Below are 25,703 nucleotides of genomic sequence, written 5' to 3'. Positions count from 1 at the left end.
ACGGCTGGTGCCGGTTCGACACCTCAGTTCTTCCGGCCGGCACCAGCCGTTCGCCTTCCAAATACTTGTTCCCTACCTGCAGGAGATGACCGCGATGACGCTCGACCACCGCACCTACCGGCCGGTGAACGCGCTCATGCTCCGGTCCTGCCTGCTAACCACCTCTACGATCCCCGCCTGGCCACAGCTCACCGGAGCAGACGCCAGCGATGTTGAGATCTGGCGTACCTGGATGGCAACCGTCCTACAGCAGCCCTCCATCAGCGGCGCTCTCGACCACGCCAGCCCCGACCTCACCGCGCGCATCCGCGCCGTCATCGACGGACACGTGACTGAACACCGCAAGGTCGCCTCGGCCGGGCTGTCCTTGGTCCAATACGTCTCCCGGTTCCACGGCCGGGCAACACCCTTCGGCCTAGCCGCGGGCGTTTCCACCGCCGTCGTCGGAGCTGCCGCCGCGGTACGCCTCGGCCGTGACCACCGCGCCACCGCTCGCGCGGGCGCCAGTTGGCTCAGCGCCGTCGTCGAGAATCTCGAACGGACACCCGAGCTTCGGCCACACCTCTACGTGGTCGTCAACAACACCGTCACTGTTCGAGGCGACCGGCTCGTGGTGCCCTTCCAACCGCTGCAGCCGACCGGTAATCCCAGCCATACCGTCGAGATGTCACTGCGTCACACCACCGCCGTACAGCTAGCCCTCGAGCTGGCCACCGAGCCCATCCGATGGGACGATCTGGCCGCCAAACTCGGCGCCGAGTTCGACGCTGCCACCGGCGAACAGATCGACCAGCTGTTGACCCAGCTCCTGCAGACCAAGGCGCTGCTGACCAACCTGCACGCCCCGGCGACCACCGTCGACGCCCTCCAGCACCTGGTCGACGTACTCGCGTCGGCCGGGGCATCCGGCATCAACGCCGTCTCACCGGTCTTCCGGCAGTTGCAGGGTATTCAGCGTGATCTCATCGCCCACAACCAACTCGACCTGTCGGCATCCAGCGCAATCCGCCCAGAGCTCGGCGGCCGCATGACAGCCCTGTCCTCAGCACCGCGGCCACTCGCCGTGGACACCCGGGCCGACATCGACGTCGCACAACCCGCGGCGGTACTGCGAGAGGTCTCGGCTGCCGCCGGGCTGCTCACCCAACTGAGCACCTCACCTTTCGGCCCGCCCGCCTGGACCCGCTACGCGCAAGCCTTCTTCGAGCGCTACGGAATCGGCACCCTGGTACCCGTGCTCGACCTGGTCGACCCCGATTCTGGGCTCGGCTTCCCTGACGGCTACCTCACCGCCACACCAGAACCAGCCCGCGCCATCACCGACCGGGACCTGCAGCTCCTGACCCTGGCCCAGACCGCCGCGGTCGACCAGCTCACGGAGATCGAACTGACACCACAACTCGTCGATCAGCTCTCTCCAGGCGGCGCCGAACGGATCGCGGCGGCGCGACACCTCGAGCTCACGTTCCAGCTTCACGCAGCATCGACCGCGGCACTGGACCAGGGTGCCTTCGAGCTCGCCGTGACGAGCGTCTCGCGCGGCATTGGCACCGTCACTGGACGATTTCTTCCCCTGCTCGGCGCCACCTACCGAAACCAGCTCGCTGACGAGCTCATTCGTGCCGACGTAGGCGACGTACTGCGGGTGCAGCTGTCGGCGCCGCCGCTAGCTGCCGCCGACGCCCACGTCACCCGCTCACCGAAAGTCCTGCCCGACGTGATCGGCGTCGCCGAACACCGGCCGGCTGCAGCCGGAACGATCCCGGTCAGCGACCTCGCGGTCGCCACCGACGGCTACCAGCTGAGACTCTCCTCAATCTCCCGCGGCCGCTGGATCGAACCGGTCCTGTTCAACGCGATCGAGCTGCGCTCCCACACACCCGCGCTCGCCCGATTCCTCAACGAGCTCCCCCGCGCCCACACCGCAGTAGTCACCCAGTTCGATTGGGGCGCCGCAACCCAGCTCCCCTACCTGCCGAGACTTCGCCGAGGCCGCCTCATCATCTCTCCAGCGACCTGGCGAATCACCGCTACCGACCTGCCCGCCGAGACCGGCCTGCAGGCCTGGGCTCAGCGGCTCACCGAGCATCGTGCGCAGCGGCGTATCCCGGTCAGGGTCCTTGCCATCCGTGGGGACCAGCGGCTTCCGCTCGACCTCGACCAGATCAGTCATGCTGCCGTGCTTCGGGCCGATCTCGCGCGCGGCCGCACGATCACTCTGACCGAGCAGGCCTCGGCCGAGGCGTTCGGGTGGCTCGACGGCCACACCCACGAGATCGTCGCACCCCTGATCGCCACCACACCCCCGCGCCGGACCACGCTCCCCAGACCCGGCCCTCAACACGTAGTAGCGCCGGGCCACGGGCATCTGCCGGCCGTGTCGTGCTGGATGACGATCAAGCTTTACGGTCACCCGGCCCGCCAAGACGAAATCCTCACAGCCCACCTCCCCCGGCTGCTCGGCGAGCTCCCAGCCGGGACCGGGTGGTGGTTCATCCGCTACCAGGATCCCCAGCCGCACCTGCGCCTCAGACTCCAGCTGAACAGCCCGGACGAGTTCGGGCCTGCAACGGCCGCAGTCAGCCGCTGGGCCGACTCGCTGCGGCAGCAGCGCCTGCTCCGCGATCTGCTGATCGCGCCCTACTACGCCGAGCCCGGTCGCTGGGGCGGTGAAGCCGCGCTGGCCGGTGCCGAGCGAATCTTCGCGGCTGACTCCCAAGCACTCCTGACCCAGCTCAGTCAGCCGACTGCCCCTGCGCGACAGGCGGTCACGGCCGCGAACTTCGTTGCAATCGCCGCCGCGTTCACCGGCAGCACAGAGGCCGCCATGCAATGGCTCACCGACCACGCCAACGCCGAACTCGACCAGGCACCGCCGCGCGACGTCCTCACCACCGCCGTCCGGATCGCCGACCCCACCAACGACTGGGCAGGCCTGAGCGCCACCGGCCCCGGGCTCGCGATCGTCGACAGCTGGACCAGCCGGGATCACGCCGTACGTAGCTACCGGACCGCACTCGAGCACACCGAGCTCAATCTCGACGAGGTGCTGATGTCGCTGCTGCACGTCCATCACATCCGCGCGATCGGGATCGACCGCACCGACGAATCCCACTGCCTGCGCCTCGCCCGTGCCGCTGCCCTCGCCTGGACAGCACGGCGGAAGACCCAGCCATGACCGGCCAGCTGCGACAACTCACGCCCCGTCCCACCTCGACTGGCCAGACACGGCAGTCACTGGCCGGCGGCGCCGTCGGTGCCGCGCTACTCGACATCGAGCGCGCAGCAACCGGCCACGGCACCTGGCAAACCGCTCACCAGGCGCTCGCGGTGGCCAGCTCCGGAGGGATCACCTCGACCCAGCAAACCCACCTGTATTACGGTGCTCCCGCGTTCGCTTTCGCCATCACCGGAGCACATCAGCACCATCCCGGCAGCTACCGCGACGCCCTCGCGATGCTCGACGAGATGGTCTCCACCATCGTCCAAGCCCGGCTGGCGGCCGCACACGCCCGCATCGACGCCCGCCAGCTGCCGGCTCTCAGCGAGTTCGACACCATCCGCGGTCTCGCCGGCCTCGGCGCTCACCTCCTGCGCCGCGACCACCGACAGCCGCTGCTGCGCGATGTCCTCGCCTACCTGGTCCGGCTCACCCAGCCCATCCACGATGACGGCGACGAACTCCCCGGCTGGTGGACCCACCTCGACCCCGGCGGCAACCCGTCCCCGGACTACCCCGGCGGCCACGCCAACACCGGCATGGCGCACGGCATCGGCGGGCCCCTCGCCCTGCTCGCACTCGCCGCCAACCGCGGCTTCACCGTTCCCGGCCACCACGAAGCCATCGCCCGCATCCGGGACTGGCTCGACCGCTGGCAGCAGACCACCGACACGGGCCCCTGCTGGAACCGCACAGAGACCACCAGCACCTGGTGGCCCTACTGGATCACCCGCACCGAATTGCGCACCGGCCGCCTCCAGCAACGCGGCCCGCAGCGGCCGTCCTGGTGCTACGGCACTCCTGGTTTGGGCCGCGCTCAGCAACTTGCTGCCATCGCGACCAGGGACGCCGCCTGGAAGCACGCCGCCGAAACTGCACTCGTCGACGCACTCACCGACTCCCACCAAGTCGCGCTGCTCACCGACAACTCGCTGTGCCACGGCCTGGCAGGCGCCGCCTACATTGCCCGCCTCGCCGCCGCCGACAGCACCTCACCCCAGCTCGCACGTGTCGCCGACCAGCTCGCGGCCGCGGCCGACCGGCGAAGAACACCACGCCCGGACACCACAGCACCACTCGACACACCTCAAGGGTTCCTCGAAGGCACCGCCGGGACCGCGCTCGCACTCCGCGCCCACCTGCTCCAGGCAGCGCCAAGAACCAGCTGGGACAGCAGCCTCCTGATCAACGCATCAATCTGACGACGAAAGACGACCTCTGTGGATACCGACGAATGGCCGCAGTACCTGATCACTTTCGCCGACCGCACCGGCGCCGAGCACGCAGGCACCACCGTGCTCGCACCCGGACTGCGTGAAGCAGCCGTCGACCAGTGGTGGTTCCTGCGCAAGCACCCTGCCTGGCGGATCCGCCTCCCGCCACACACGCCTGGTTCGGCCACCAAAGCTGTGGAGCGCCTGCTCGCCGATGCCACCGCCGCCGGCCATGCCGTCGGCTGGAAGCGCGGGATCTACGAACCCGAAACCCTCGCCTTCGGCGGCCCCGGAGGAATCGCGATCGCCCACCGCCTCGCCCACGCCGACAGCGTCCACGCCCTCGACTACCTCGGCGTCGGCAGCGCACTAGCCGACGTGCACGCCAATGTGGGACGGCGTGAGATCGCCCTGCTGCTCGCCGCGGCGCTCCTGCGCGGCGCACACCTCGAGTGGTTCGAACGAGGCGACGTCTGGGCCAAAGTCGCCCAGTTGCGACCGCTCAAGAGCCCGCCCAGTGTCGGGCCCGAACAGCGCGAGAAGACCAGGATGCTGCTCGGCGCCGACATCACCCGGCTCACTGCAGCCGGTCAGGTCCTTTCGCCGGCCGACGACTGGCTGACCGCGTTCCACGCGGCCGGGCAAGCACTCGCCGGCCTCAACACCGCTGGCCAGCTGCAGCGCGGCCTGCGCGCCGTTCTCACCCATCACATCCTGTTCGCCTGGAACCGGCTCGGCCTCACCGCCACCGACCAAAATGCCCTGTCGCGGCTCGCCACCGCCGCAGTCATGCACGACCCCGAAGACGACGAACCGTCCCCGGTTCTGTCGGTCGCCACCACTACTGTCACCGAGGTGAACCACCCCATGACCCCCACCAAGACCAACGACACCGCCAAGCAGCTGCGCGAGGCCCTCGTCGACCAGCTCGTCGCCAACGGCACCGTCCGCACCCCGGCCATCGAAGCCGCCCTGCGCGCCACACCGCGGCACCTGTTCGTCCCCGACTTCGACCTGGCCGAGGCCTACAAAGACGACGCCGTCTACACGAAGCAAGACGCCAACGGCGTCTCAATCAGTGCCGCATCGCAGCCCACCATCGTCGCGATGATGCTCGAGCAACTCCAGGCCCAGTCCGGCCAATCGATTCTCGAACTCGGCGCCGGCACCGGCTACAACGCAGCCCTCTTGGCCACCCTCGTCGGACCGTTCGGACGCATCACCACCATCGACGTCGACCAAGACATCGTCGACGGCGCACGCAGCCGCCTGCTCGCCACCGGCCACGCCAACGTCGACGTTATCCTCGGCGACGGAGCCGTCGGCTACCCCGACAACGCGCCCTACGACCAGATCATCGCCACCGTCGGCGCCTGGGACCTGCCCGCCGCCTGGGTCCAGCAGCTCGCGCCCGACGGACGCCTCGTCGTACCGCTGCGGCTCCGAGGCAGCGTCTCCCGCTCCATCGTGTTCCGCCGCGACGGCGACATCCTGCGCAGCACCAACAGCCAGATGTCGACCTTCATGCCGTTACGCGGCGGCATCGCCGACGACCCCCGACGCGTCGTCCACCTCACCAGCGACGGCTCCGTCCAGCTCCAGCTCAATCAGGAACAAACCACCGACACCGACCGCCTCGCCGGCGTCCTCGACACCCCGGCCCGCGAAGTGTGGACCGGCGTGACCATGGCCGGCCAAGAATCCTTTGAATATCTCGACCTCTGGCTCACCTGCACCCTGCCGGGCGCCTTCAGCCGCATGCCAGTCCACCCTGAGGCCGCCCGAGCCGGGATCGTCCGTCCCCAGTTCGGCTGGGGCTCCTGGGCCACCGCCAGCGAAGGCAACCTCGCTTACCTCACCCTGCGCCCCACCGAGATCGACGGCCAACGAGTGCACGAGATCGGCGTGATCGGCCACGGCCCCGGAGGCGCCCAGCAAGCCGATCAGGTCGCGGCACAGATCAAGACCTGGAGCCAGGACTACCGCGGCCACGACGTCGAGTTCGCCATCGCACCACACGGCACCGCACTCACCGGACAGTTCGTCTTCGACGAACCCAACAACCAGCTCGCCATCACCTGGCAATAGACCTCCAGGACGGACCACCCCGACACCCTGCGGTGGTTCGCGCTGGTCGCCCGCCCGCGACCAGCCTGCAATACCCGCATCGACGACGTCGCCGCCCCCATCCGGAAAGCCTGCAAAACCCGAAGCGGCGCACAAGCACTGACGCTCGCGACCGATGCGTTCAACAAGTCCGCCCTCATCGCCAGCGACAGCGGCCTGCCCGAACTCGCCCAAACCTGTGCCTGCAGCAACTAAGACCAGCAGGCCCAGCCCTCGACGCCGAAGCTATAAGGCATGCCTCGAACCGGTGGTCAACCTCGCCCGCCTGACATGTGCTGCGTCCGCCTGTCGGATAGCCACCGGCCACTCGGACGTCGTCGCAGCAGCCACGACTCTGGTTCTGTCGTTACGAAATGGAAGGGTCAGCACATGACGGACTCGATCGGTGTTCTCTCCGGGCTTGACGACGTCGGCTGGGCCGAGCTCGATCATGCCTACGGCCCGGCCACGGATGTCCCAGCTGATCTGCGCGCGATCTGTGGCGATGACCTCGCGGCCATGTCCGAGGCCTTCGGACGATTGGCGAACAACATCGGGCATCAGGGCAGTCGATACCCGGCGACTCCGTTCGTGGTCCCGTTCTTGGCGCGCATCGCTGTGGCCGGCACACCGTGGGCTCGGGTGCATGCGCTGCCGCTGCTGACGTTCTTAGCGGTGGCCTGGGACGACGAGAACGAACTGCCGATGGGAATCAACGCGGCGGACTGGCGCGCCTCCGTCGCCCCGCCCGAGGTCGAACTGCGGGAGCTCGACGAAGAGATCGCCGCCGAGACGAGCCAGAGCAAGCGGGATTGGCTGCTGAGTGTTCGAGAGCTCGTTGCGGCTGGGCGTTCCATCGACGGCGGGTCGGAGAGCTTGCGCGCCTACGATGCCGTGCGCCGAGAGCTTCCGCTCGTGCTGGATCTGCTGGACGATCCCGATTTTCCGGTGCGGCAGCAGGCCGCCTACTTGGTGTCGTGGTTTCCCGAAGATGCCGCCTCGATCGTGCCGGCTCTGGTCGCCCGGCTGGACCGCGAGTTCGTCCCAGAGATCCTGGCAACGGTCGTGGTGGGGATCGGGCTACTCGGATCGATCGAGCAGATCGAACCGGTCAGCGTGCTGCTGGACTCGCCAGAACCGTTGTTGCGCTGGGCCGCGGCGACGGCGCTAGCCAGGCTCCGCGTCGTTCACGGCATGGACCGGGCCTTGGCCGCGCGGGCGTTCAGCACGCTGGCCGACGTAGCAAATGGCCCGCGCCTGAAACAGCACACGGACCACAACGACGGGAACCTGTACGCCTACACGGGGCGCTCGCTACTGCTGTTCATCGACGATGCACCCGATCACGCGATATCGATCGACGAGGTGCTGGTGGCCGTGGCGGGGTGCCTACAGCACGTCACCATCCGGCAGTGCGACACGGTCGCCGGGGCCACCGTGGAGAAGGTCTTCGACGTGCAGGGCACCAGTCCGGCACCGGCCTTCGGCGATTTGTCGCCCGGCCGCCGGACCTTTCTGCGCGCCCTGGCCGACCACCCAGGCGCGCTGAACTACCACCAGTTCCCGGGGTTGTCGCTGGAGCACCTACTGCCGGCGGCACGGCTTCCGGAGATGGGCCACGCCCTTCGCACATACACCGGTCTGCCGCCAGCGAACAAGATCGACGATGGCCGCTTGCCCGATGACTGGTGGGCCTGGTGATCATGGCTGTGCGATGTCGACGCGCGGCCGGAGGCGGCCTGAATTCGAAGTCGCGGTTGACCAGCTGGCGCCATCGACGCGATGCCGCAACGCGCCGGGTAGGGCCCCGCCGTCGGTGTTTCGTGGGATCCTCGCCAAGCCGTGTTGGGGTCGCCGATCGGCTGGGAAGGATATCGGCTCGCAGGTGAGCAGATCAGCTTGAGTGGCAAGGGAGGGTATGTGTGGCAGATCGGTATCGCGGCCTGATTCTCGACTTTGGCGGTGTACTAACAACTCAGATGCGGCTGAACAGTCAAGCATTCGAACGGTCGGAGGGACTCGAGCCGGGCGCGTACGTTGCAGCACTCGAGAAGCATCCGGACGGTGTCGCGATCTATGCGGCGCTTGAGGTCGGTGAGGCTACGCAGTCGGACTGGAACCGGGTGATCGGCGGCATTCTCAGGATCGACCCGACCGACCTGATGCGGCGGGCCCTTGCCAATCTGCAGCCGGAGCCGCTGATCGTTGCGCTGGCGAAGCGCGCCCGTGCAGCCGGCATCAAGATCGCTTTACTGAGCAACAGTTTTGGCCTTGACCCGTACAACCCGTACGAGGACAAGGGACTGTGGACCGACTTCTTCGATGCGGTAGTAGTGTCCGAACTGGAAGGCGTGCGGAAGCCGTCCCCGCTCATCTACCAGCGTGCCCTGACCGCTCTGGACCTGCCAGGTCCACAGTGCGTCTACGTCGACGACATGCATACGAACTTGCCGCCTGCTGAGCTGCTGGGGATCCGCACGGTACTTCACACCACCGATCCGACGACAACAACAAAGCAGCTGGAGTCCCTCCTCTTCGATCCGCGCTCGGCGCCCTCACCAGCCGGGGCGTGGTCCGCGGATCTCCCGGCCTCTCGAAAGTCCACTGCCGCGAGGGAGAACCACGGAGAGGCAACATAACGGTGACGCTTACGTTCGCTTCGATCCTGCACAGCGCCGGCATCGACCCCGACGAGGCTCTTGTGATCCGCCACGCCTACGTGCGCGAACATGAAGACAGCGGTCTGCCGGGCCTCCACGCTGACTCCACCGACGCAGAGATCCTTCAGTACACGAGCAAGCACTCCACGAGACCACGCATCTTCCCGACTGCTCCGCCCCGCATCTGGATCGTATTCATTCGCGAAGGTGGCGACCGGGCGCGCCTGTGGTCGGTGCTGGAGAACCGCGGCGAGACTTCGAACGATGGCACGCTGCGCACGTTCGATGTCGTCACATCCGAGCAGATGGCGGACCTCAGAAACCGGCTGGTGATCGGCTGGAGATCGCCGCGCACCTGGAGGATCAACGCCGCGACCGCGGCCGGCTACCCGGTGATGGAGATCGCCGACGCCGAGCCCGTGCCATTCCCCGGCTTTGACCGCCTCGTGCTGGACCACGTCAAGCTCCAGGCCGTAATGCGCGAGCACCGCTACGCCTCGTGGCGCACTGCCCTGGCGTCAGTGATAGGCGTCTACCTGATCACCGACACCCGCGACGGGCGTCAGTACGTTGGCAAGGCCGACGGCGCGGAGAGCATTCGCCAGCGCTGGAGTGCCTATGCAACCAACGGTCATGGCGGTAACACCGAACTGCGCAACCTCGACCCGACGAGCTTCCGGTTCTCGCTCTTGCGAGTGTTCGATCCGGCAACACCCACCCGTCAGATCGACGCCGCCGAGAGCCACTTCAAGTTCGCCCTCGACACCCGCAGCCACGGCCTGAACCGAAACTGATACCTAGTGCTCGCCCAGCTCGGACGCTTGCCCCCTGCGAGTCCGGCCGGACTTCGGGATGCCCGGCGCCGACACTCAGCTCCGAGCGGGGATAAGACGCAGTGCCCACGCCGGAGCCTGTTCGCACAGCTCGTGGTGTAGCGCGACCTGGTCGGAGCCGTCGGAGCCCAGCCAGAGCCGGTCCAGGGTCCAGGCCGGAACAGTGAAGGCCCGGAGTCCGGCCAGGACAACCCGCAGACTCCCACGACGCCGGCGGTGGCGGGGAGCGACTGAAACGTCGCCATGGAACAGGCCGGTCCGACGCCGATTAGTCCCGATGGCGTAGGCGCCGTCGGGCGTCAGGGCGTTGAACAGGGCGTAGTCCAATGGCAAGACCGTGAACCACAGCCGGACCTCGACCAGGCGGGGCTGGTCGTTGCCGAAGGCAAAGGCGTGAACTGTCGCAATGTATCCGTCGACAGGGTGGGCGTAGACCAGGTCAACCGTGCCTGGCCCGACATACTCGGGGTCTGTACTGCTGGCGGCCAGCGCCGCCATTTCGCCATAGCGGCCAGCGGCGAGGCCGGCAACGGTGACCGCTGGATCGGCATTGCCGTGCAAGTCGGCGATCTGGACGAAGCCTTCGGCGACGAGCAGGGCCCGGGCGTAGGTGATTGTGGTGGACTCGTTGAATCCATCCAGCGCCTGGCTGCTGCGCTCGGTAATCAGCGATCCGGACACCTCTCGCAGCCACTGCTGCAGGAATTCGCGGCGGCGGCCGGTCACAAGGTGCCGGTCGCGAGGCGCACTCGGTGCAAGGGGGCGAGACCCGAGACCGTGTGCCCGGTTCGTCTTGGCAACAAGCTCTTCGGTGATCAGGTCGGCAAGCAACGGCGGATGGTTCGGGCGCGGGTAGGTCGGGTCGTTGACGATGCGCTCAGCGACCCGCAGCGGTGTGGAATCGCCGACGAGTCGCAGTTCACGGTCGCGCAGCACCCAGAGGGTGTCTAGTGCGGCGGCCCGGTACTTGGCAGCCGGGTTCGTCAGGCCAGCAGGCGGATCCGGTAGATCGATGAGCATCGCCTGTTCATGAGCCAGGTTCTGCAGCTCGGCCTCGAGCGAGTCTTTAGCGTGTGACTCTGGATCCCCGTTCTGGCTCGCCGGGATGGCGATGAGGGCGTCCGGTACGGCGACGACTTCGTCGGCGACGGTTTCCCATGCGGCGGTGTCAGTGTCCAGATCGCCGGCCACAACAAGGTCCTTGGCGCTGGTCACGGGGTCACCGGTGGCCAGGCTGCGGTAGGTCACGTGATAGCCGGCCGGCGGGCCCGGCGCCACGGTGTGCCCGACATGGTCCATCTCCCACCACGGTCCCTGAACGACCGCCCGGTGCGGATGCACACCGTGCACGTTGCGGTCTGTGTCCCGTGGAAGCGTGAACGGCGCGATCGTCAGCAACGACACCCGCTCTCCCGCAAGCCGGCCACCGTGGTCGGCCAGCAGTTCAAGGTCGAGATGGTCGACGAACCGGGGCAGCGCAGACACCAGCTGGCAGGTCTCGGTGTCGGACTGAGATGGTTCGTCGAGCCAGTCCGACGACGGCGTGAACATCGAGCTACGCCACCAGGCGAAGGCCACCGGGTCGTTGCGAAGTCGCCCATCTGTGGCGGGCTGGCTTGGGGCGTCATCGAGCCGAGGTCCGCCGCGGTCGGGGGCCAGGCCGCGCCGGGACGCCTGGTTTTGCGAGCGGAAACGTTCCTCCTTGACGCTCACAGGCGGGCCCACTTGATGACCCATCCGCTGCAGCTGAGCACGCAGCCAAGTCAGGCAGGCACGGGGATCGCTACACCGATACCGAAGCCAGCCCGCCGACACAGCCGCTGGTTCACACGACCGTTCCCCCGCGAGCGCGTACAGCAGCAGCGCCAATGACACGCTCGACGGACTCAAGCGCCCCGGGGCCCGCAGCGGACCCATCCACCGCTCCTGCAGTTTGGTCGCGGCCGTCAGCGCCTGCTCCCACATGACCACGCACAAACGATAGCTCGATCGGCGTAGTACTGCGTGGCTACTCCGGGATGCACGATTGTAAAGCTGCGCATCCATAGAGGTCCTAGGCTCGGAGAGCGGCGTCCTCGCGGACTGCCGCTCGCCGAGATCTGGCGGAGTCGTCTACCGGTCGCGTGGCCAGTCCGAGTAGCTGAGGGTCGAGCTGAGCAAGTCACGCGTCATGGCGGGCCGGAAAGACGGCGCCCATCCCTGGCCACGTCCGCGCAGGACGCTCTGCATCGCGTAGTACCCTGCTCGGCCCTGTAAGTCGCAGCATCGATTGCCGAGCGCAGCCGATCCAAGCTGCGGCCGAACCTGCAACAGCCATCAGGCCGTACAGCAGTCGATCTCATGACCTGCGACGCTGGGTATGGCACAAGCGCGGCCGTCTTTGCTGGCAGGTCGACCTGACTGACGCATCGGGGGATCTGGGCCGGGTAAGCGGTACCGCTGCGGCTCGAGGTGTAGCTTGCCGGGTCTCCTCAAGGTCTCCCGCGAGACCACGTGAGGAGCAGGACTGGTCCTGGGCTCTGCGCGGTCTTGCTGACGGCTTCCCTCGGCTCTCCAAATGGCCGCTGGCGGGTCATTCCGGGACCACCGACGATTCTGATGCTCGTACGCTGTTCCGCGGCGGCTTCGAATGGTCAGTGCGGGGTCCGTCCAGCGTCTACCACGAGACCACCCCAGGACCAGGACTGACACGGGTCCCTGTCCGGTCCCACCGACGGCTTCACCTCGCCTGTCTCGTCGCCGTCGACAGCCGGCGCTATCGATCGGTTCACAGCTGCCGGGCCGCCAAATCCGGTCCCTGCCCGACTTGCCGGAACGAGCCACGGCCGCTCGTCAACTCCGAAACAAGAGACATCCACCAGGCCGACCACCTGCTCACGCCGTACCGCGCCATCCGGGTCCAGACACGCCCAGCAGCTACGAGGAGCAGCAACTGCCGTGCCGGGCCCGGCGGCAGATCCGCAGGCGGCACGCGCGTGCGAGACTCACCAACTGAGGGGACCTGCTACCGCAACTGCCCACCGCATGACCCTTGCCTGACCAGCGGAGTTGCTACCAGGCCGAACCGCGTCGAGTCGCTTTCCATCCCCTCTCAGCGAGGCCTCCAGGGAAGCCCGAGATGCGCCGTTCCCGAAGCTGTCCGGCACCGGTCGCTCCTCGCCGGACCCGGCCCTGGACCGACGCCAGGACGCCCTCAGCTCCGCGTTCCACCAGGCCACACGTACCCGTTTCGGAGACTGTGCGTACTTTTGTGCGTACCTGCCGCGCCCAGGACATGGGGAAGGCCCCTCCGATTCAGGCGTTTTGCCTGGTCAGAGGGGCCTTGATGGAGCCGCCTATCGGAATCGAACCGATGACCTTCTCATTACGAGTGAGACGCTCTGCCGACTGAGCTAAGGCGGCGTGACCCTAGGGCCGATGCAAGAGTGTAGCGGCAGGCCCGGCTGATTCCGAATCGGATACCCCCAGGACGGTCGGCGTGACCAGTGGACCACGGCTGGGCGAACTTGGCGATGGGTCCGGACGCGACCACTCGCGGGAAGACTCCGCCGCGTCGTACGACGGTCGCGGGGCGGCGTACGACGTGTTGTGGGGAATGGCGCGGGTGTCGTACGGCGCAATGTGGGGACGGGGCGGATGGGAGAAGGCGGGCGGGAAATGGCGTGGGGGAATGTGGGTTTTGGGGAATTGGGGGAAATGGGTTGACGTTGCAGTGTGGGAGAGGTCAAACTATTGCTCGGCAGATGGCCGTGGGATTGAGAGAGGGACGATCGTGACTGGACAGCGGGAGATGGTGGAGCGGGGCGGGCGCATTGTGCGCGTTGCCGGCTTGGCCTGCCTGCGATCCTGGCCCTCGGCGTGCCGGCATGATCTGCGAGAACTGCTTAGTGGCAAAGGGTTCAACCCGAGCGTGGGTGGTCCACCTGCTTGATCGTTGATGATCAGGCCAGGGGCCGCCCGTCGGGTTCGACCGACCGGGGCGGCCCTTTTTTCATGTCCGAATCACGTCCGGATCATGTCGAATACTCGAGACTTTACCGATGAGCTGTGGCAGCGGAACAGATTCCAAACCTGTTTCCTGAGGGTTCGATTCCTTCCATCGGTGCTTTTCGGTGCCCACGGGCGGCGAATTGAAGAATGACAAACGAATACGCAATGAATGGACGAGCTGTGGGCCAGTGGTAGGCCACCTCATTTGGGATGAGGGGATCGGGAGTTCGAATCTCTCCAGCTCGACCGGGCGCCCTCAGGTTCAGCTACCGGCCGCAGGGGCGCCAAACGAAAAGGCCGTGGTCCCCGGCCAGGCGGAGGCGCCGGCCGGGGGCCCGCCGAACGCCCGTGGCCCAATCGGAGAGGGCAGCTGCCTACGAAGCAGCAGATTGCAGGTTCGAGTCCTGCCGGGCGTGCTGTGTCCGAGGCAGAAGTGGGCGATGCGCCGGGATGTGGCCCCGGAGGAAGCGGGTTCGAGCCCCGCCGGACACCCTGACCAGCCGGATACCCGGCCGGACAAGCCCAGCCGGAGAGCCCGGCGGGACATCACGCCCAGCCGGGAGAGCCCCGGCGGGACAACAAGCCGAGCTGGGAAAGCCCCCGGCCGGAACGATTTGCGGCTCTGGCCCAACTGGTAGAGGCGTCCGGTTCAGGACCGGAAGGTTCGGGGTTCGAATCCCTGGAGCCGCACCGACGGATCGGCCCCGGGATGGGGTCGTTTGGCACACTGGAGAGAGGAGGAAAGGCCATGAGCGGTGTGATCGTGCTCAACGCTTCGTATGAGCAACTGCACGTCGTCTCCATCCCGCATGCCATCCGGATGCTCGTCCGGGAGGTCGCGGTGGTCGAGGAAGCGCACGACGACGCCCGCATCGGGCCATTCCCTCTACCGCGCGTGCTGCGCCTCGTCCGGTACGTCGTGACCAAGTGGCGCTACGCCACCGGCCGCCTGCAGTACACCCGCGCCGGCGTGCTCCGGCGCGACAAGTTCCACTGCGCGTATTGCGGCCGCCCTGGCGCGACCACGATGGACCACGTCGTACCGCGCTCCCGTGGTGGACGCGGTGAGTGGCTGAACGCTGTCGCCGCGCACGCGACCTGCAACGAGAAGAAGGGCAACCGTACGCCCGACGAGGCCGGTATGCCCTTGCTCTGGCAGCCCTGGATCCCCTCCCGGGCCGAGCTCTCCATCTGACCAACCCAGCAGTGCCAGGTGGGCGACGGTGTCCCACCCTCGGTTCTGACCCGAGGTCCCGCAGGTTCGAGCCCTGCCCTGACAGCGCTATGTGTAAAACCAAGACAACCCAGCGAAAGAAGGAGTGGAGATGAACTTCCCGGTCCCACTGAGCGGTGCGAAGAGCTCCACTCTGATGTGGGCACACGAACACGAGGTCGGCGCCGCGGCGCTGACGCAGTTGCGTAACATCGCGGCCCTGCCGTGGGTGCATGGCGTCCGGGTGATGCCGGATGTGCATCTCGGCAAGGGCGCCACGGTCGGCTCGGTCATCGCGATGCGGCAGGCGGTCTCGCCCGCGGCGGTCGGGGTGGACATCGGCTGTGGCATGGAAGGCGTACTCACGTCGCTCACGGCGGCGGATCTGCCCGACGACCTGTCGGCGATCCGCGGCCGGATCGAGGACGCCGTACCGGTCGGCTTCAAGGCACACGAGTCGGCCGTCACGCCGCGCAAGCTCCCAGGTGGTGGTGACGACTGGAGCTGGAAGAACTTCTGGGCCAAGTTCACCAGCCTGCACGAGGGTGTGCAGGACCGGGAACGTAAGGCCATGTTGCAGATGGGCACACTCGGAGGCGGTAACCACTTCATCGAGGTCTGCCTCGATGAAGTGGGCCGCGTCTGGCTGATGTTGCACTCGGGCAGCCGGAACATCGGCAAGGAACTGGCCGAGCGGCACATGCGAATCGCCAAGGCGATGCCGCACAACGCCGATCTGCCGGATCGCGATCTCGCCGTATTCCTGAGTGGCACCGTGGAGATGGACGCCTACCGCCGCGACCTGACCTGGGCCCAGGAGTACGCCGCCCGCAACCGGGCCATCATGCTCGGCCTGCTCTGCCAGGTCATCCGCGAGTCGTTCCCGACCGCGGGTGTCACGTTCGAGCAGCCGATCTCGTGCCACCACAACTACGTGGCCGAGGAGACGATCGACGGTCTCGACCTGCTCGTCACCCGCAAGGGCGCGATCCGGGCCGGCCTCGGCGACCTCGGGCTGATCCCGGGTTCGATGGGCACGGGCTCGTACGTCGTACGCGGGCTGGGGTCGGCGCAGTCGTTCTACTCGGCGTCGCATGGCGCCGGGCGGCGGATGAGCCGGAACGAGGCCAAGCGCCGGTTCACCGTCGACGACCTCGTCGCACAGACCGCCGGGGTCGAGTCGCGGAAGGACGCGGGCGTGCTGGACGAATTGCCGGCCGCCTACAAGGACATTGAGTCGGTCATCGCGGCTCAGTCCGACCTGGTCGAGGTGGTCGCTCACCTCAAGCAGGTGATCTGTGTGAAGGGATGACGCGGGCGAACCGTCCGTCGTACACAGGGGGTACGACGGCCGGTCCGCGCATCAGGACTCTTCGCCCGGGTCCGAGAGGTTCTTCAGCCGCTCGAGTTGTGCCCAGTGGTGCGCGATGCGTTCTTTCCCGAGAGCGGTCAACGCGACGTTGGTGTTCGGCTTCTTGCGGACGAAACTCTTGACGATCTGGACCAGCCCGGCGTCTTCCAACTTCGTCAGGTGGCTGGACAGATTGCCCTTGGTCAGGCCGGTCGTCCGTTGCAAGAAGAGGAAGTCGGCGTCCGTGACCGACGAGAGCACGGTCAGGATGGCCAGCCGGCCTGGTTCGTGGATCAACCGGTCGAGGTTGAGATCCGCATTACGCTCCGGCATCGCTGTCCTCGGATTCCAGGGCTCCGGCCGGGCCGAAGATACGAACGAACAGCCGGTGGTCCAAAGCGCCGTTCAGGATGACGACCAAGCCTGCCAGCAAAAGGCCGATGTTGCTCGGATCGGCACCCTTCCACACCGGGAGTGCACCGATGACGAGCAGTCCGCCCCAGATGATCACGTGATGCCCCTTCAAACCAAGTCCGATCGCGTACGAGATCAGGCCCATCAACGCGATCCCGATGGCCACGGGATTGACCGGTAGATCGAGTGACCAGGACGCGCGGCTTCTCAGCAGCAGCGATCCGCCGAGGACCACGGGCACCGCGAGCACGGTGAGCAGCACCGTCAACCGGTCTTGTTTGGCGGTCGGGCGGACCCGGCCGTAGTGCTCGTTGTAGTACCGCAGGATCGGCAGGGTCGTCAGTGCGATGGCCAGCAACACGGCCAGGAAGACCGCATCGATGTCCAGCGGCGGAATCCGCCAGTTGCCTAACGCAGCGAGCACCATCATCAGGCCCGCCGGGATGCCGATTAGGCCGCGCAGATAGGTGTACGCCGCCCCCGCGCCTTCCAGCTGCTTCCTATCCATGACAGCTCCTCAAACTAGTTGGTGCTGCAAACCGCAGCTCCAAACCCTGGATCTCGTCAACTAGTTTGCGTTGCAAACCTAACAACCAACGAAAGGAGGACCGGCCATGGCCGATCTCAGGACTAACAGGAAGACCCCCGCCGGGAGGACGGGCGCACCCGTGCGGCAAGGACACGCGATGCGCCGGGTCCGCCTTGCCTGCGGGCACGTCCAGCGCGACCGGATCGCCCACCGCGGCGACCACGTCTGGTGCGAGAGCGACTGCTCCGACTGGGTCCGCGTCATCACCGTCGAGGAGTGACCCCACCACTCCTTCTCGTTCATTCGTCGGGATACGGCTTAGATACCGGCCGTATTCCGACGAACGAGTGCAAATCAGTTGGTTACAAGGGACCGATGAACGCCGACACGCCGCGTCACAAGGGCCCGATGAACGGAATACCGACACGCCGGGTGGCCGCGCGTAGGAGGGCGCGGGCACCCGGCGTGTTGGCGTGTGGCGTTAGTGCGGGAGGAGGAGTTTGTCGGGGTTTAGGAGGTTGGTGGGGTCGAAGGCGGCTTTGAGGCGGCGGTGGAGGGTGAGGCTGACCGGGCCCAGCTCCTGCTCGAGCCATTGGCGTTTGAGTTTGCCGATGCCGTGTTCGCCGGTGATGGTTCCGCCGAGGGAGAGGCCGAGCTCCATCACCGCGCCGAAGGCTTGGAGGGCGCGTTCTTCGGCGGCCGGGTTGTCGCGGTCGAAGATGACCGTGGGGTGCATGTTGCCGTCGCCGACGTGGCCCGGGCAGAAGATCTGTACGTCGTACTTGGTGGCGATGGCGGTGATGCCGTCGAGTAGGTCGACTAGGCGCTTGCGGGGTACGGCGACGTCGTCGACCAGGGTGGCGCCGAGTGGTTCGAGGGCTGGATTGACCAGGCGGCGGGCTTCCAGCAGCATGCGGGATTCCTCGGCGTCGGAGGCCTCGGCCACCTCGATCGCGCCGGCCTCGGTGCAGATGCGGGCCATTTCGGCGACGTCGTCCGCCGCGCGAGGCCCTCGGTCCGACTGGGCGATCAGGAGGCTGCCCACGTTGGACGGCAGGCCCATGTCGCGGTAGTTCTGGATGGCGCGCGCCGTTGGTCCGTCGAGGAACTCCAGCAGCGAAGGCCTAAGCCCCGAGGCCATGATCGCGGCGGCCGCGGCGAGGCCCTGTTCGGCAGACGTGAACGTGGCTGCGGCAGTAAGCGCCGCCTCGGGCTCGGGACGAAGCGTGAGGGTTGCCTCGGTGACCACGCCGAGCGTTCCTTCGGAGCCGACGATCAACCGGGTCAGGTCGTACCCCGCAACACCCTTGGCCGTACGGCGACCCGTGCGGACCACCTCGCCCGACGCCAGCACAACCTCAAGCCCGCGGACGAAATCGCCCGTCACGCCGTACTTCACGCAGCACAAACCGCCCGCGTTGGTCGCGATGTTCCCGCCGATGGTCGACATCTCCCACGACGACGGGTCCGGCGGATAGAACAGGCCCTTCGCCAGCACCGCCCGGGACAACTCCGCGTTGATCACACCGGGCTGTACGACGGCAACCTGGTCCTCGACGTCGATCTCGAGGATCTGGTTCAACCGGGACGTCGACAGCAGCACGCATCCGTCAATGGCGTTCGCCGCTCCGGACAACCCCGTGCGAGCGCCTTGCGTCACCACCGGGACACCCGCATCGCCGGCAGCGCGCAGCACCTCGGACACCTCGGCGGTCGAGGCCGGACGGGCTAGCAGCAGCGGCGTACCGGCTGTGCAGAACGCGGCGTGGTCGTTGCGATGACTATTCAGGATGTCGGGATCGGTGACGACGGCCTTCTCCCCCAGCGAACTGCGGAGGCGGTCGACGAGCTGGTCGGCGGTCATACTTCATCTTGTTCCGCGAGCAGGCGGAGCACCAACTCGGCCCGGCGCACGCGTTCCCGGCCGAGGGCCTGGGCGGTCGCGGCGAGGTGTGCCCCGACGGGGTAGATGTTCGGGGAGTTGCGCAGGCCCATCTTGAGATAGACCGGCGCGGCGACCCGGATCACCTGGGGCACGTCGTAGAACCGGACCGCGCCACCTTGGTCATCCGGCGCCTCGACGTACAGGTCGATCGGCACGCTCACGGACGCCCGGATCTCCGCCAGCGCTGACAACGGCAGGTCGGTCGAGACGTTCAGACTCGTCGCGCCCGCGGCCTGGTAGAGCGCGGCCGTCGGCCCATTCGTCAACGGCATCAACACGGACGTCTTCAGCACCAGGTCGTCGGGCAAGTAGCCGGACTTCTTCAAGTCACCAAGCAGTTGCAGGACGCCCAGATCACCCACGAGCAGACTGCGAATCCCCAACTCCACCGCGCGAAACGCATCACAGAGCGACGCGGCAACCATCTCGTTGCCCCGCGCAACCGATGCGACAGCCGCCGAAACCTTGGCCTGCGCGCCGATATCCCAAGCCGCGCGCGGTCCCAAGAACAGGCAGACCTCGACGCCATAATCGGTGCCGAGTTCAACCATCTCGGAGATCTCCGCGTCGGTCAGCATCATCACGCCACTGCCCTGCGAGACCCGGTGAACCGGCACGTCACGCTCGACCGCCTCGTCGAGCACGGCCTTGAACACCTCCGGGCCTTCGCAGGACGGAATCTCGATCCGGTACGACGCACCACCCTCGAATCGCCCGGGCGCCGACGGCAAGGCGAACAGGACCGGATATCCCTGCTCGGCAAGGAGTTCGCGCGCTTCGCGAAGGTTCACCAATCCTCCAGATCGCCCACGTCGTTCGTGATCGGGCGCTCGGGTCCGAGCACCTCGAAGTCCAGGCTAAGCAGTGGCCGCGTGACCATCAGCTCGTGCGGGTTCAGCGTGTCGCGGATCCGCGCCAGCCGCAGGTCCGCGAGATCCCGCCGCCCGCTCATCGCCGCCGCGGCCACGATCGCCGCCGCGTCATCCGCCAGCACCATCGGCAATCGCGAACGCCGTGCGCCACCCGCACCGGACGTCAACGCGTTCACGTACGACGCATGCAGGTCAACCGAAGCGAGTAGTCGCAACGGGATGACATCCGCCAAGCCGAGGCCGGACGCGTTACCGTGCGAGGCCTCGCTCAACCGGTGCACCGTGATCGCCGCGATCGACGGGCTCTCGAACTCGGGAATTCCGTGCACCCAGCAACGACCGATGACGTTGGTGTCCATCCCGGTGCCCGACTTGTCCTTCCCCATCTCATCAACGACGAGCACGTCCAACGCGTCGAACGGCAACCGCCCCAACAGGCCAGACGCCTCACCAAGCAAGGCGGTCTCTGCTTCAGCGGCGATACCCGAAGGCATCACCAATGAGACGAAGGCCGTCTGATCCCGGGCGTTCTCCAAAATCGCCAGCCCGCCAATGACCTTGCCATGAGCAACGACCATCCGGGCCGCCTCGCCGATTGCCGAACCCAGCAAGGGAATTCCGCCCGCATGCAAGGTCGCCGCACCACGATGATTGCCGAGACCGATCGCCGCGATCTTGGCCAGACCACTCTCGACCGGCCCATGGAAATCCGTATGCGGCTTGATCCGATTGACCAGCAGCACGCCATCCGCCTTCGCCGCGATCGCGTCGTGATGCACCGGCGTACCGTCCGACAGCGTGCCGAGCACCACCGTCTCCATGGTCGCCTCGATCGGGCACCCCATCGACTCGGGAGTCACGCCCAACCCCGCGAGCATCTCCCGCTGCCCCTCGGCCGTCGCGCCACCATGTGATCCCATCGCAGGCACGATGAACGGCGACGCCCCGGCCTCCCGCAACCAGTCAACGGCCGCCCGCAATACGAGCGTCAGATCGCGAATCCCCCGACTCCCAGCCGTCACGGCAATCCTCGCGCCTGGCGCAACGGCCGATGACAACGGACCAAGGGCCGCCCGCGCAGCGCCGTACGGGTCCCGCTCAACCGGCAACTCCCCGAGCGGCACGCGAACCGGCGTCACCAACGGCACCGGGCCTTCCGGCCGCAGGCCACGCACAGCCTCGAAGAAGTCGGACATCAGTGACTCTGCCGGCCAACAGCCGAACCACTCCGGCCAACCAGGAAGTCCAGATCACACCCTTCATTCGCCTGCATCACGTGATCGGTGTAGAGCCGCGCCCAACCACGATCGCCAACGGGGATAGGCGCCTGCCAATCGGCCCGCCGCTTCTCCAACTCCTCCTCGGACACGTCAAGGTGCAACGTCCGCCCAGGCACGTCCAGCTCGATCCAGTCGCCCGTCCGCACCAAGGCCAGCGGCCCACCGACGGCCGCCTCGGGCGCGACGTGCAGCACCACCGTGCCGTACGCCGTACCGCTCATCCGGGCGTCGGAAATCCGGACCATATCGTCGATGCCCTGCTCGGCCAGCTTCCGCGGAATCGTCATATTGCCGACCTCGGGCATACCCGGATAGCCGCGCGGCCCAGCGTTCTGCAGGACGAGCACGGTGTCCGCGTCGACGTCGAGGTCCGGGTCGTCAACGGCCAGGTCGTACTCCTCGATGCTGCTGAACACCAACGCCCGACCGCGATGCTGCAGCAATCGCTCGGACGCGGCCGACTGCTTCACCACGGCACCATCCGGCGCGAGATTGCCCTTCAGTACGGCGGTTCCGGCACCGCTGCCGAGCGGATCGCCGACCGCGCGGATGACGTCGGTGTCGACGGTGCGTTCGGCGTTCGCGACGTTCTCGCCGATGGTCTTGCCGGTCACGGTGATCGCTTCGGCCTTCAGCAACGGCAGGATCTCCCGCAGTACGGCGGGGAGGCCGCCCGCGTAGTAGAAGTCCTCCATCAGGTAGCGCCCGGACGGCTGGAGGTCCACGAGCCACGGCACGCCGCGGGCCCATTCGTCCATGTCGTCGAGCGTCAGGTTGACCCCGACGCGCCCCGCGATCGCGAGCAGGTGGATCACCGCGTTGGTCGAACCGCCGATCGCCGCGTTGGCGCGTACGGCGTTCGCGAAGGCCTCCCGGGTCAGGATGTCGCTCGGCTTGAGGTCTTCCTCGACCATCTGGACGATCCGCTGACCGGCCTGCTGGGCGATCGCGTAGCGCCGGGAGTCGACGGCCGGGATCGCGGCGGACCCAGGCAGCTGCAGACCGAGGGCTTCGGCCATACACGCCATGGTCGAGGCCGTGCCCATGGTCATGCAGTGGCCGTTGCTGCGGGACATGCCCGACTCGGCGGCCGCGTAGTCCTCTTGCGTCATCCGGCCCGCGTTCACGTCCTGGGTGAACCGCCAGACCGCCGTACCCGAGCCGATGTCGCAGCCCCGGAACTTGCCGTTCAGCATCGGCCCGCCGGTAACCACCAGCGTCGGCAGGTCGACACTCGCGGCGCCCATGATCGAGCCCGGCGTGGTCTTGTCGCAGCCCGTCAGCAGGACCGTGCCGTCGATCGGGTTACCGCGCAACGACTCCTCGACGTCCATACTGAGCAGGTTGCGGAAGAGCATCGCCGTCGGCCGGAGCATCGTCTCGCCGAGCGACATCACCGGGAACTCCAACGGGAAGCCGCCGGCCTGCCACACCCCACGTTTGACCGACTCGGCCAGCCGGCGCAGGTGTGCGTTACAAGGCGTCAACTCGGACCAGGTGTTGCAGATCCCGATCACCGGACGGCCGTCGAACACCTCGTCCGAGAACCCCTGCGCGCGCATCCACGACCGGTGGATGAACCCGTTCCGGTCCTTCTCCCCGAACCAGTGGTCGAAGCTCCGGCGCCCGATGTGCCCCTCCGGCCGCCCCGGCTCCTCCCCTACCGGCCGTCCGGTCTTCTCCGGCGTGGGCTCTCCCGAACCCGAGTCACTCATCGATGTACCTCCGCGATCCCGACAACTCCGTTGATCCGACGGGTCACCCCAAGCGGATTGGCGTCCTGCAGTACGGCGGGCAGCAGCGCGTCCGGCGCATCCTGGAACGCGAGCGGCCGCTGGAATCGCCGGGCTGCCGTGACCCCGACACTGGTGTGGATCGAACCGACGCTCGACGGGAACGGGCCGCCGTGGTGCTGCGCCCAGGAAACCGCGACCCCAGTCGGCCAGCCGTTCCAAAGCACCCGCCCGGCCCTTGCGGTCAAGAGGGGCACGAGATCCGCAGCCAGGTCGGCGTCCGACGTCTCGGCGTGGAGAGTCGCCGTCAGGTTGCCCTCGAACGCTTCGATAGCGGCCTTCAGCTCATCAGCCGACGCGTACTCGATGATGACCGAAACCGGCCCGAAGCACTCCTCGAGGATCTCGTCCCGCCGAGCCAGCAGCTCCGGCACCGTGGTCTGCAGCAGCGTCGCGCCCGGGCCGTCGCTCACCACCCGCACGACCTTGCGGAGCCGGTCGAGCCCACTCGCGAACCCCGTCGCGATCCGGTCGTTCAGCATCGGCGCCTCGGCCACGCCACCCGTCGCCTCGATCAACTGATCCTCGAGCCCGTGACCGCTCGGCAGCAGCAGAATGCCCGGCTTGGTGCAGAACTGCCCAACGCCCAGCGTGAACGAACCGACGTACCCCTTGGCGATCTCGGCACCGCGTGCCTCGATCGCGGCCTGCGTGACGACGACCGGGTTGAGGCTGCCGAGCTCGCCGTAGAACGGGATCGGCGTCGGCCGGGTCGCCGCGATCTCGTGCAGCGCCAGGCCGGCCGGAACCGAGCCGGTGAACCCGGCGGCGGTGATGCGCGGGTCCTTCAACGCGGTCACGCCGACGTCGTACCCCTCGATCACGGCGAGCGTGCCCTCAGGCGCACCGGCCTTGTGCAGCGCCTCGGCCAGCACAGCCGCGGTACGACGGGAGAGCTCGGGGTGACCGGGATGCGCCTTGACCACGACCGGGCATCCCGCGGCCAGCGCCGAAGCGGTGTCGCCACCGGGCACACTGAACGCGAACGGGAAGTTACTCGCGGCGAACACCAGCACCGGGCCGAGCGGCACCAGCACCCGGCGCAGGTCCGGCCGGGGCACGGGCTTGGCCGCCGGATCGGCCGTGTCGATCACGACGTCCAGCAGCGAGCCTTCCTGCAGCGCGTCCGCGAACATCCGCAGCTGGCCGCTGCTCCGCGCCACCTCGCCACGCAGCCGGGCCTCGGGCAGGGACGACTCGCGCATCGCGATCGGTACCAGCTCGTCGGCGGCCGCGTCGAGGGCGTCCGCCGCGGCGCGGATCCAGCCCGCGCGCTCGGCCGGCTCAGATCCGGCGAGGAACGGCGCGGCGGCCGAGGCGGCAGCGAGGATCTGGTCGAGTTCGGCAGCGGTCGTGTCGGTCATTCTGCGTCCTTCAGTTCGGGGCGAGCGGTTCCAGTGGCGAGTACGGCGAACGCCTCCTTGCCAATGGCCACCGTATTCGTCAGGGTTCCGACGTCTTCGATCGAAATGGCCACTACGTCCCCGGCCTGGAGCGCGAAGTCCAGCTCGGGCACGATCCCGGTGCCCGTGGCGAGCACGACGCCGTCGGGGAATTCGTTCGGTACGAAGAGGACGTCGATGAGCTCGGTCAACGGGCGGACCAGCTTGGCGGTGGACGTCGTACCGGCGAAGACCTCGGCGCCGTTCCGGGTGATGCTCAGGTCGATGGTGAGGTCGGCCGGGTCCTCGATCTCCCAGACGGGCCGGATGCCGACGGCCAGCGCGCAGCCGCCGGCGAAGACCTTGGCCTGCGGAATGTAGAGCGGGTTGACGCCTTCGATCGACCGGGAGCTGACGTCATTGCAGACGGTGAAGCCGACGATCTCGCCGGTGCTGTTGGCGACGATGGCGAGTTCAGGTTCCGGTACGTCGTGGCCGGAGTCGACCCGGATACCGATCGGCTCGCCATCCGTGACCAGGCGCCACGCGACGGACTTCGGGAACAGCTCGGGCCGCTCGGCCGAATAGACCCGGTCGTAGACGGATTGCTCGGTGCTCTCCTCCATCCGGGCGCCGCGCGACCTCTCGTACGTCACGCCGGCGCACCACACCTCGGACCGCCCGTCCAACGGCGGCAGTAGCCGCACGGTCTGTACGTCGACCTCGTCCGCGACCTTGCCAACGGCCGCCCGCAGATCGTCCAGCGAGAGGCGCAGTAGCTCGGCCATCGTCGTATTGCCTTCGATCGCGGCCACTTTGCCGCCACTCAGTACGCCGACCTGGGGGTCAGAGCCTGCGAGTTGATAGCGGACCAGATGCATGGATTGCCTTTCTTTTCAAG

At 67.4% G+C, this 25,703-nt stretch carries 18 protein-coding genes and 6 tRNA genes; 14 read left to right on the top strand and 10 right to left on the bottom strand.

The features are described 5' to 3' along the window. Positions 1-85 precede the first annotated feature (85 nt). The 6 genes from OG394_RS29055 to OG394_RS29030 all read left to right on the top strand — a co-directional run bounded on the left by OG394_RS29055 (position 86) and on the right by OG394_RS29030 (position 9,994). Entirely contained in the window at positions 86-3,178 is a 3,093-nt protein-coding gene (locus OG394_RS29055) for a lantibiotic dehydratase (protein ID WP_328990288.1), read from the top strand. Next, a complete protein-coding gene (locus tag OG394_RS29050; RefSeq protein ID WP_328990287.1) occupies positions 3,175-4,422 on the top strand; it encodes a lanthionine synthetase C family protein in 1,248 nt (415 codons plus the stop codon). Before OG394_RS29055 ends, OG394_RS29050 begins: the two co-directional genes overlap by 4 nt. A gap of 18 nt (positions 4,423-4,440) precedes the next feature. Beyond that, complete coding sequence (gene fxlM / locus OG394_RS29045; protein ID WP_328990286.1) at positions 4,441-6,522, top strand: methyltransferase, FxLD system; 2,082 nt, start codon at positions 4,441-4,443, stop codon at positions 6,520-6,522. A gap of 408 nt (positions 6,523-6,930) precedes the next feature. Then, positions 6,931-8,241: a hypothetical protein gene (locus tag OG394_RS29040; protein WP_328990285.1), complete on the top strand. Its 1,311-nt coding sequence runs from the start codon at positions 6,931-6,933 to the stop codon at positions 8,239-8,241. A 221-nt stretch (positions 8,242-8,462) separates the two neighbouring features. Next, positions 8,463-9,179 (top strand): HAD-IA family hydrolase, encoded by a 717-nt coding sequence (locus OG394_RS29035; RefSeq protein WP_328990284.1) that lies wholly within the window; start codon positions 8,463-8,465, stop codon positions 9,177-9,179. A 2-nt stretch (positions 9,180-9,181) separates the two neighbouring features. Continuing rightward, a complete protein-coding gene (locus tag OG394_RS29030) occupies positions 9,182-9,994 on the top strand; it encodes a GIY-YIG nuclease family protein (RefSeq protein WP_328990283.1) in 813 nt (270 codons plus the stop codon). A 75-nt stretch (positions 9,995-10,069) separates the two neighbouring features. Here the strand turns inward: OG394_RS29030 and OG394_RS29025 are convergent, their stop codons facing one another. Together OG394_RS29025 and OG394_RS29020 are read right to left on the bottom strand one after the other, a co-directional pair. After that, positions 10,070-11,746: a hypothetical protein gene (locus OG394_RS29025; RefSeq protein WP_328990282.1), complete on the bottom strand. Its 1,677-nt coding sequence runs from the start codon at positions 11,744-11,746 to the stop codon at positions 10,070-10,072. A 1,613-nt stretch (positions 11,747-13,359) separates the two neighbouring features. Beyond that, a tRNA-Thr gene (locus tag OG394_RS29020) sits at positions 13,360-13,435 on the bottom strand. A gap of 634 nt (positions 13,436-14,069) precedes the next feature. On the opposite strand from OG394_RS29020, the gene OG394_RS29015 reads away from it, so the two are divergent. The 7 genes from OG394_RS29015 to OG394_RS28985 all read left to right on the top strand — a co-directional run bounded on the left by OG394_RS29015 (position 14,070) and on the right by OG394_RS28985 (position 16,548). Continuing rightward, positions 14,070-14,138, top strand: a tRNA-Trp gene (locus OG394_RS29015). A gap of 59 nt (positions 14,139-14,197) precedes the next feature. After that, positions 14,198-14,269: transfer RNA gene (locus tag OG394_RS29010), tRNA-Pro, on the top strand. Positions 14,270-14,365: 96 nt separating this feature from the next. After that, positions 14,366-14,439 (top strand) — tRNA-Arg (locus tag OG394_RS29005). Between the two features lie 2 nt (positions 14,440-14,441). After that, positions 14,442-14,515: transfer RNA gene (locus tag OG394_RS29000), tRNA-His, on the top strand. Positions 14,516-14,639: 124 nt separating this feature from the next. Further along, positions 14,640-14,713 (top strand) — tRNA-Leu (locus OG394_RS28995). Between the two features lie 58 nt (positions 14,714-14,771). After that, positions 14,772-15,218 carry an HNH endonuclease gene (locus tag OG394_RS28990; protein WP_328990281.1) on the top strand — a complete coding sequence of 149 codons (447 nt, stop codon included), beginning with the start codon at positions 14,772-14,774 and terminating at the stop codon, positions 15,216-15,218. Between the two features lie 130 nt (positions 15,219-15,348). Next, the gene (locus OG394_RS28985) at positions 15,349-16,548 is read left to right on the top strand and encodes an RtcB family protein (protein ID WP_442914237.1); all 1,200 of its coding nucleotides are present in this window, start codon (positions 15,349-15,351) and stop codon (positions 16,546-16,548) included. Positions 16,549-16,599: 51 nt separating this feature from the next. Here the strand turns inward: OG394_RS28985 and OG394_RS28980 are convergent, their stop codons facing one another. Both OG394_RS28980 and OG394_RS28975 read right to left on the bottom strand, forming a co-directional pair. After that, positions 16,600-16,920 (bottom strand): transcriptional regulator, encoded by a 321-nt coding sequence (locus tag OG394_RS28980; protein ID WP_328990280.1) that lies wholly within the window; start codon positions 16,918-16,920, stop codon positions 16,600-16,602. After that, complete coding sequence (locus tag OG394_RS28975; RefSeq protein ID WP_328990279.1) at positions 16,907-17,509, bottom strand: hypothetical protein; 603 nt, start codon at positions 17,507-17,509, stop codon at positions 16,907-16,909. The genes OG394_RS28980 and OG394_RS28975 overlap by 14 nt, the downstream gene beginning before the upstream one ends. Positions 17,510-17,687: 178 nt before the next feature. On the opposite strand from OG394_RS28975, the gene OG394_RS28970 reads away from it, so the two are divergent. Then, on the top strand, positions 17,688-17,810 hold the full coding sequence (locus OG394_RS28970; RefSeq protein ID WP_328990278.1) for a hypothetical protein: 123 nt from the start codon (positions 17,688-17,690) through the stop codon (positions 17,808-17,810). Between the two features lie 201 nt (positions 17,811-18,011). On the opposite strand, the gene OG394_RS28965 is transcribed toward OG394_RS28970, so the two are convergent. Genes OG394_RS28965 through OG394_RS28940 form a run of 6 tightly spaced genes read right to left on the bottom strand, consistent with a single transcriptional unit; the run spans position 18,012 to position 25,683 of the window. Further along, positions 18,012-19,394 carry an FAD-binding oxidoreductase gene (locus tag OG394_RS28965; protein ID WP_328990277.1) on the bottom strand — a complete coding sequence of 461 codons (1,383 nt, stop codon included), beginning with the start codon at positions 19,392-19,394 and terminating at the stop codon, positions 18,012-18,014. After that, positions 19,391-20,266 carry a U32 family peptidase gene (locus OG394_RS28960; protein ID WP_328990276.1) on the bottom strand — a complete coding sequence of 292 codons (876 nt, stop codon included), beginning with the start codon at positions 20,264-20,266 and terminating at the stop codon, positions 19,391-19,393. Before OG394_RS28960 ends, OG394_RS28965 begins: the two co-directional genes overlap by 4 nt. Continuing rightward, positions 20,263-21,543: a lactate racemase domain-containing protein gene (locus OG394_RS28955; protein WP_328990275.1), complete on the bottom strand. Its 1,281-nt coding sequence runs from the start codon at positions 21,541-21,543 to the stop codon at positions 20,263-20,265. Before OG394_RS28955 ends, OG394_RS28960 begins: the two co-directional genes overlap by 4 nt. Further along, entirely contained in the window at positions 21,543-23,342 is a 1,800-nt protein-coding gene (locus OG394_RS28950) for an IlvD/Edd family dehydratase (protein WP_328990274.1), read from the bottom strand. Before OG394_RS28950 ends, OG394_RS28955 begins: the two co-directional genes overlap by 1 nt. Further along, positions 23,339-24,784: an aldehyde dehydrogenase (NADP(+)) gene (locus tag OG394_RS28945; RefSeq protein WP_328990273.1), complete on the bottom strand. Its 1,446-nt coding sequence runs from the start codon at positions 24,782-24,784 to the stop codon at positions 23,339-23,341. Before OG394_RS28945 ends, OG394_RS28950 begins: the two co-directional genes overlap by 4 nt. Continuing rightward, positions 24,781-25,683 carry a fumarylacetoacetate hydrolase family protein gene (locus tag OG394_RS28940; RefSeq protein ID WP_328990272.1) on the bottom strand — a complete coding sequence of 301 codons (903 nt, stop codon included), beginning with the start codon at positions 25,681-25,683 and terminating at the stop codon, positions 24,781-24,783. The genes OG394_RS28945 and OG394_RS28940 overlap by 4 nt, the downstream gene beginning before the upstream one ends. Between the last annotated feature and the right edge of the window lie 20 nt (positions 25,684-25,703).

Source organism: Kribbella sp. NBC_01245 (genome assembly GCF_036226525.1).
In the GTDB taxonomy this organism is placed as follows: Bacteria; Actinomycetota; Actinomycetes; order Propionibacteriales; family Kribbellaceae; genus Kribbella.
The sequence above is the reverse complement of the archived record's forward strand: the minus strand, read 5'-3'. Positions and strand labels throughout refer to the sequence as shown.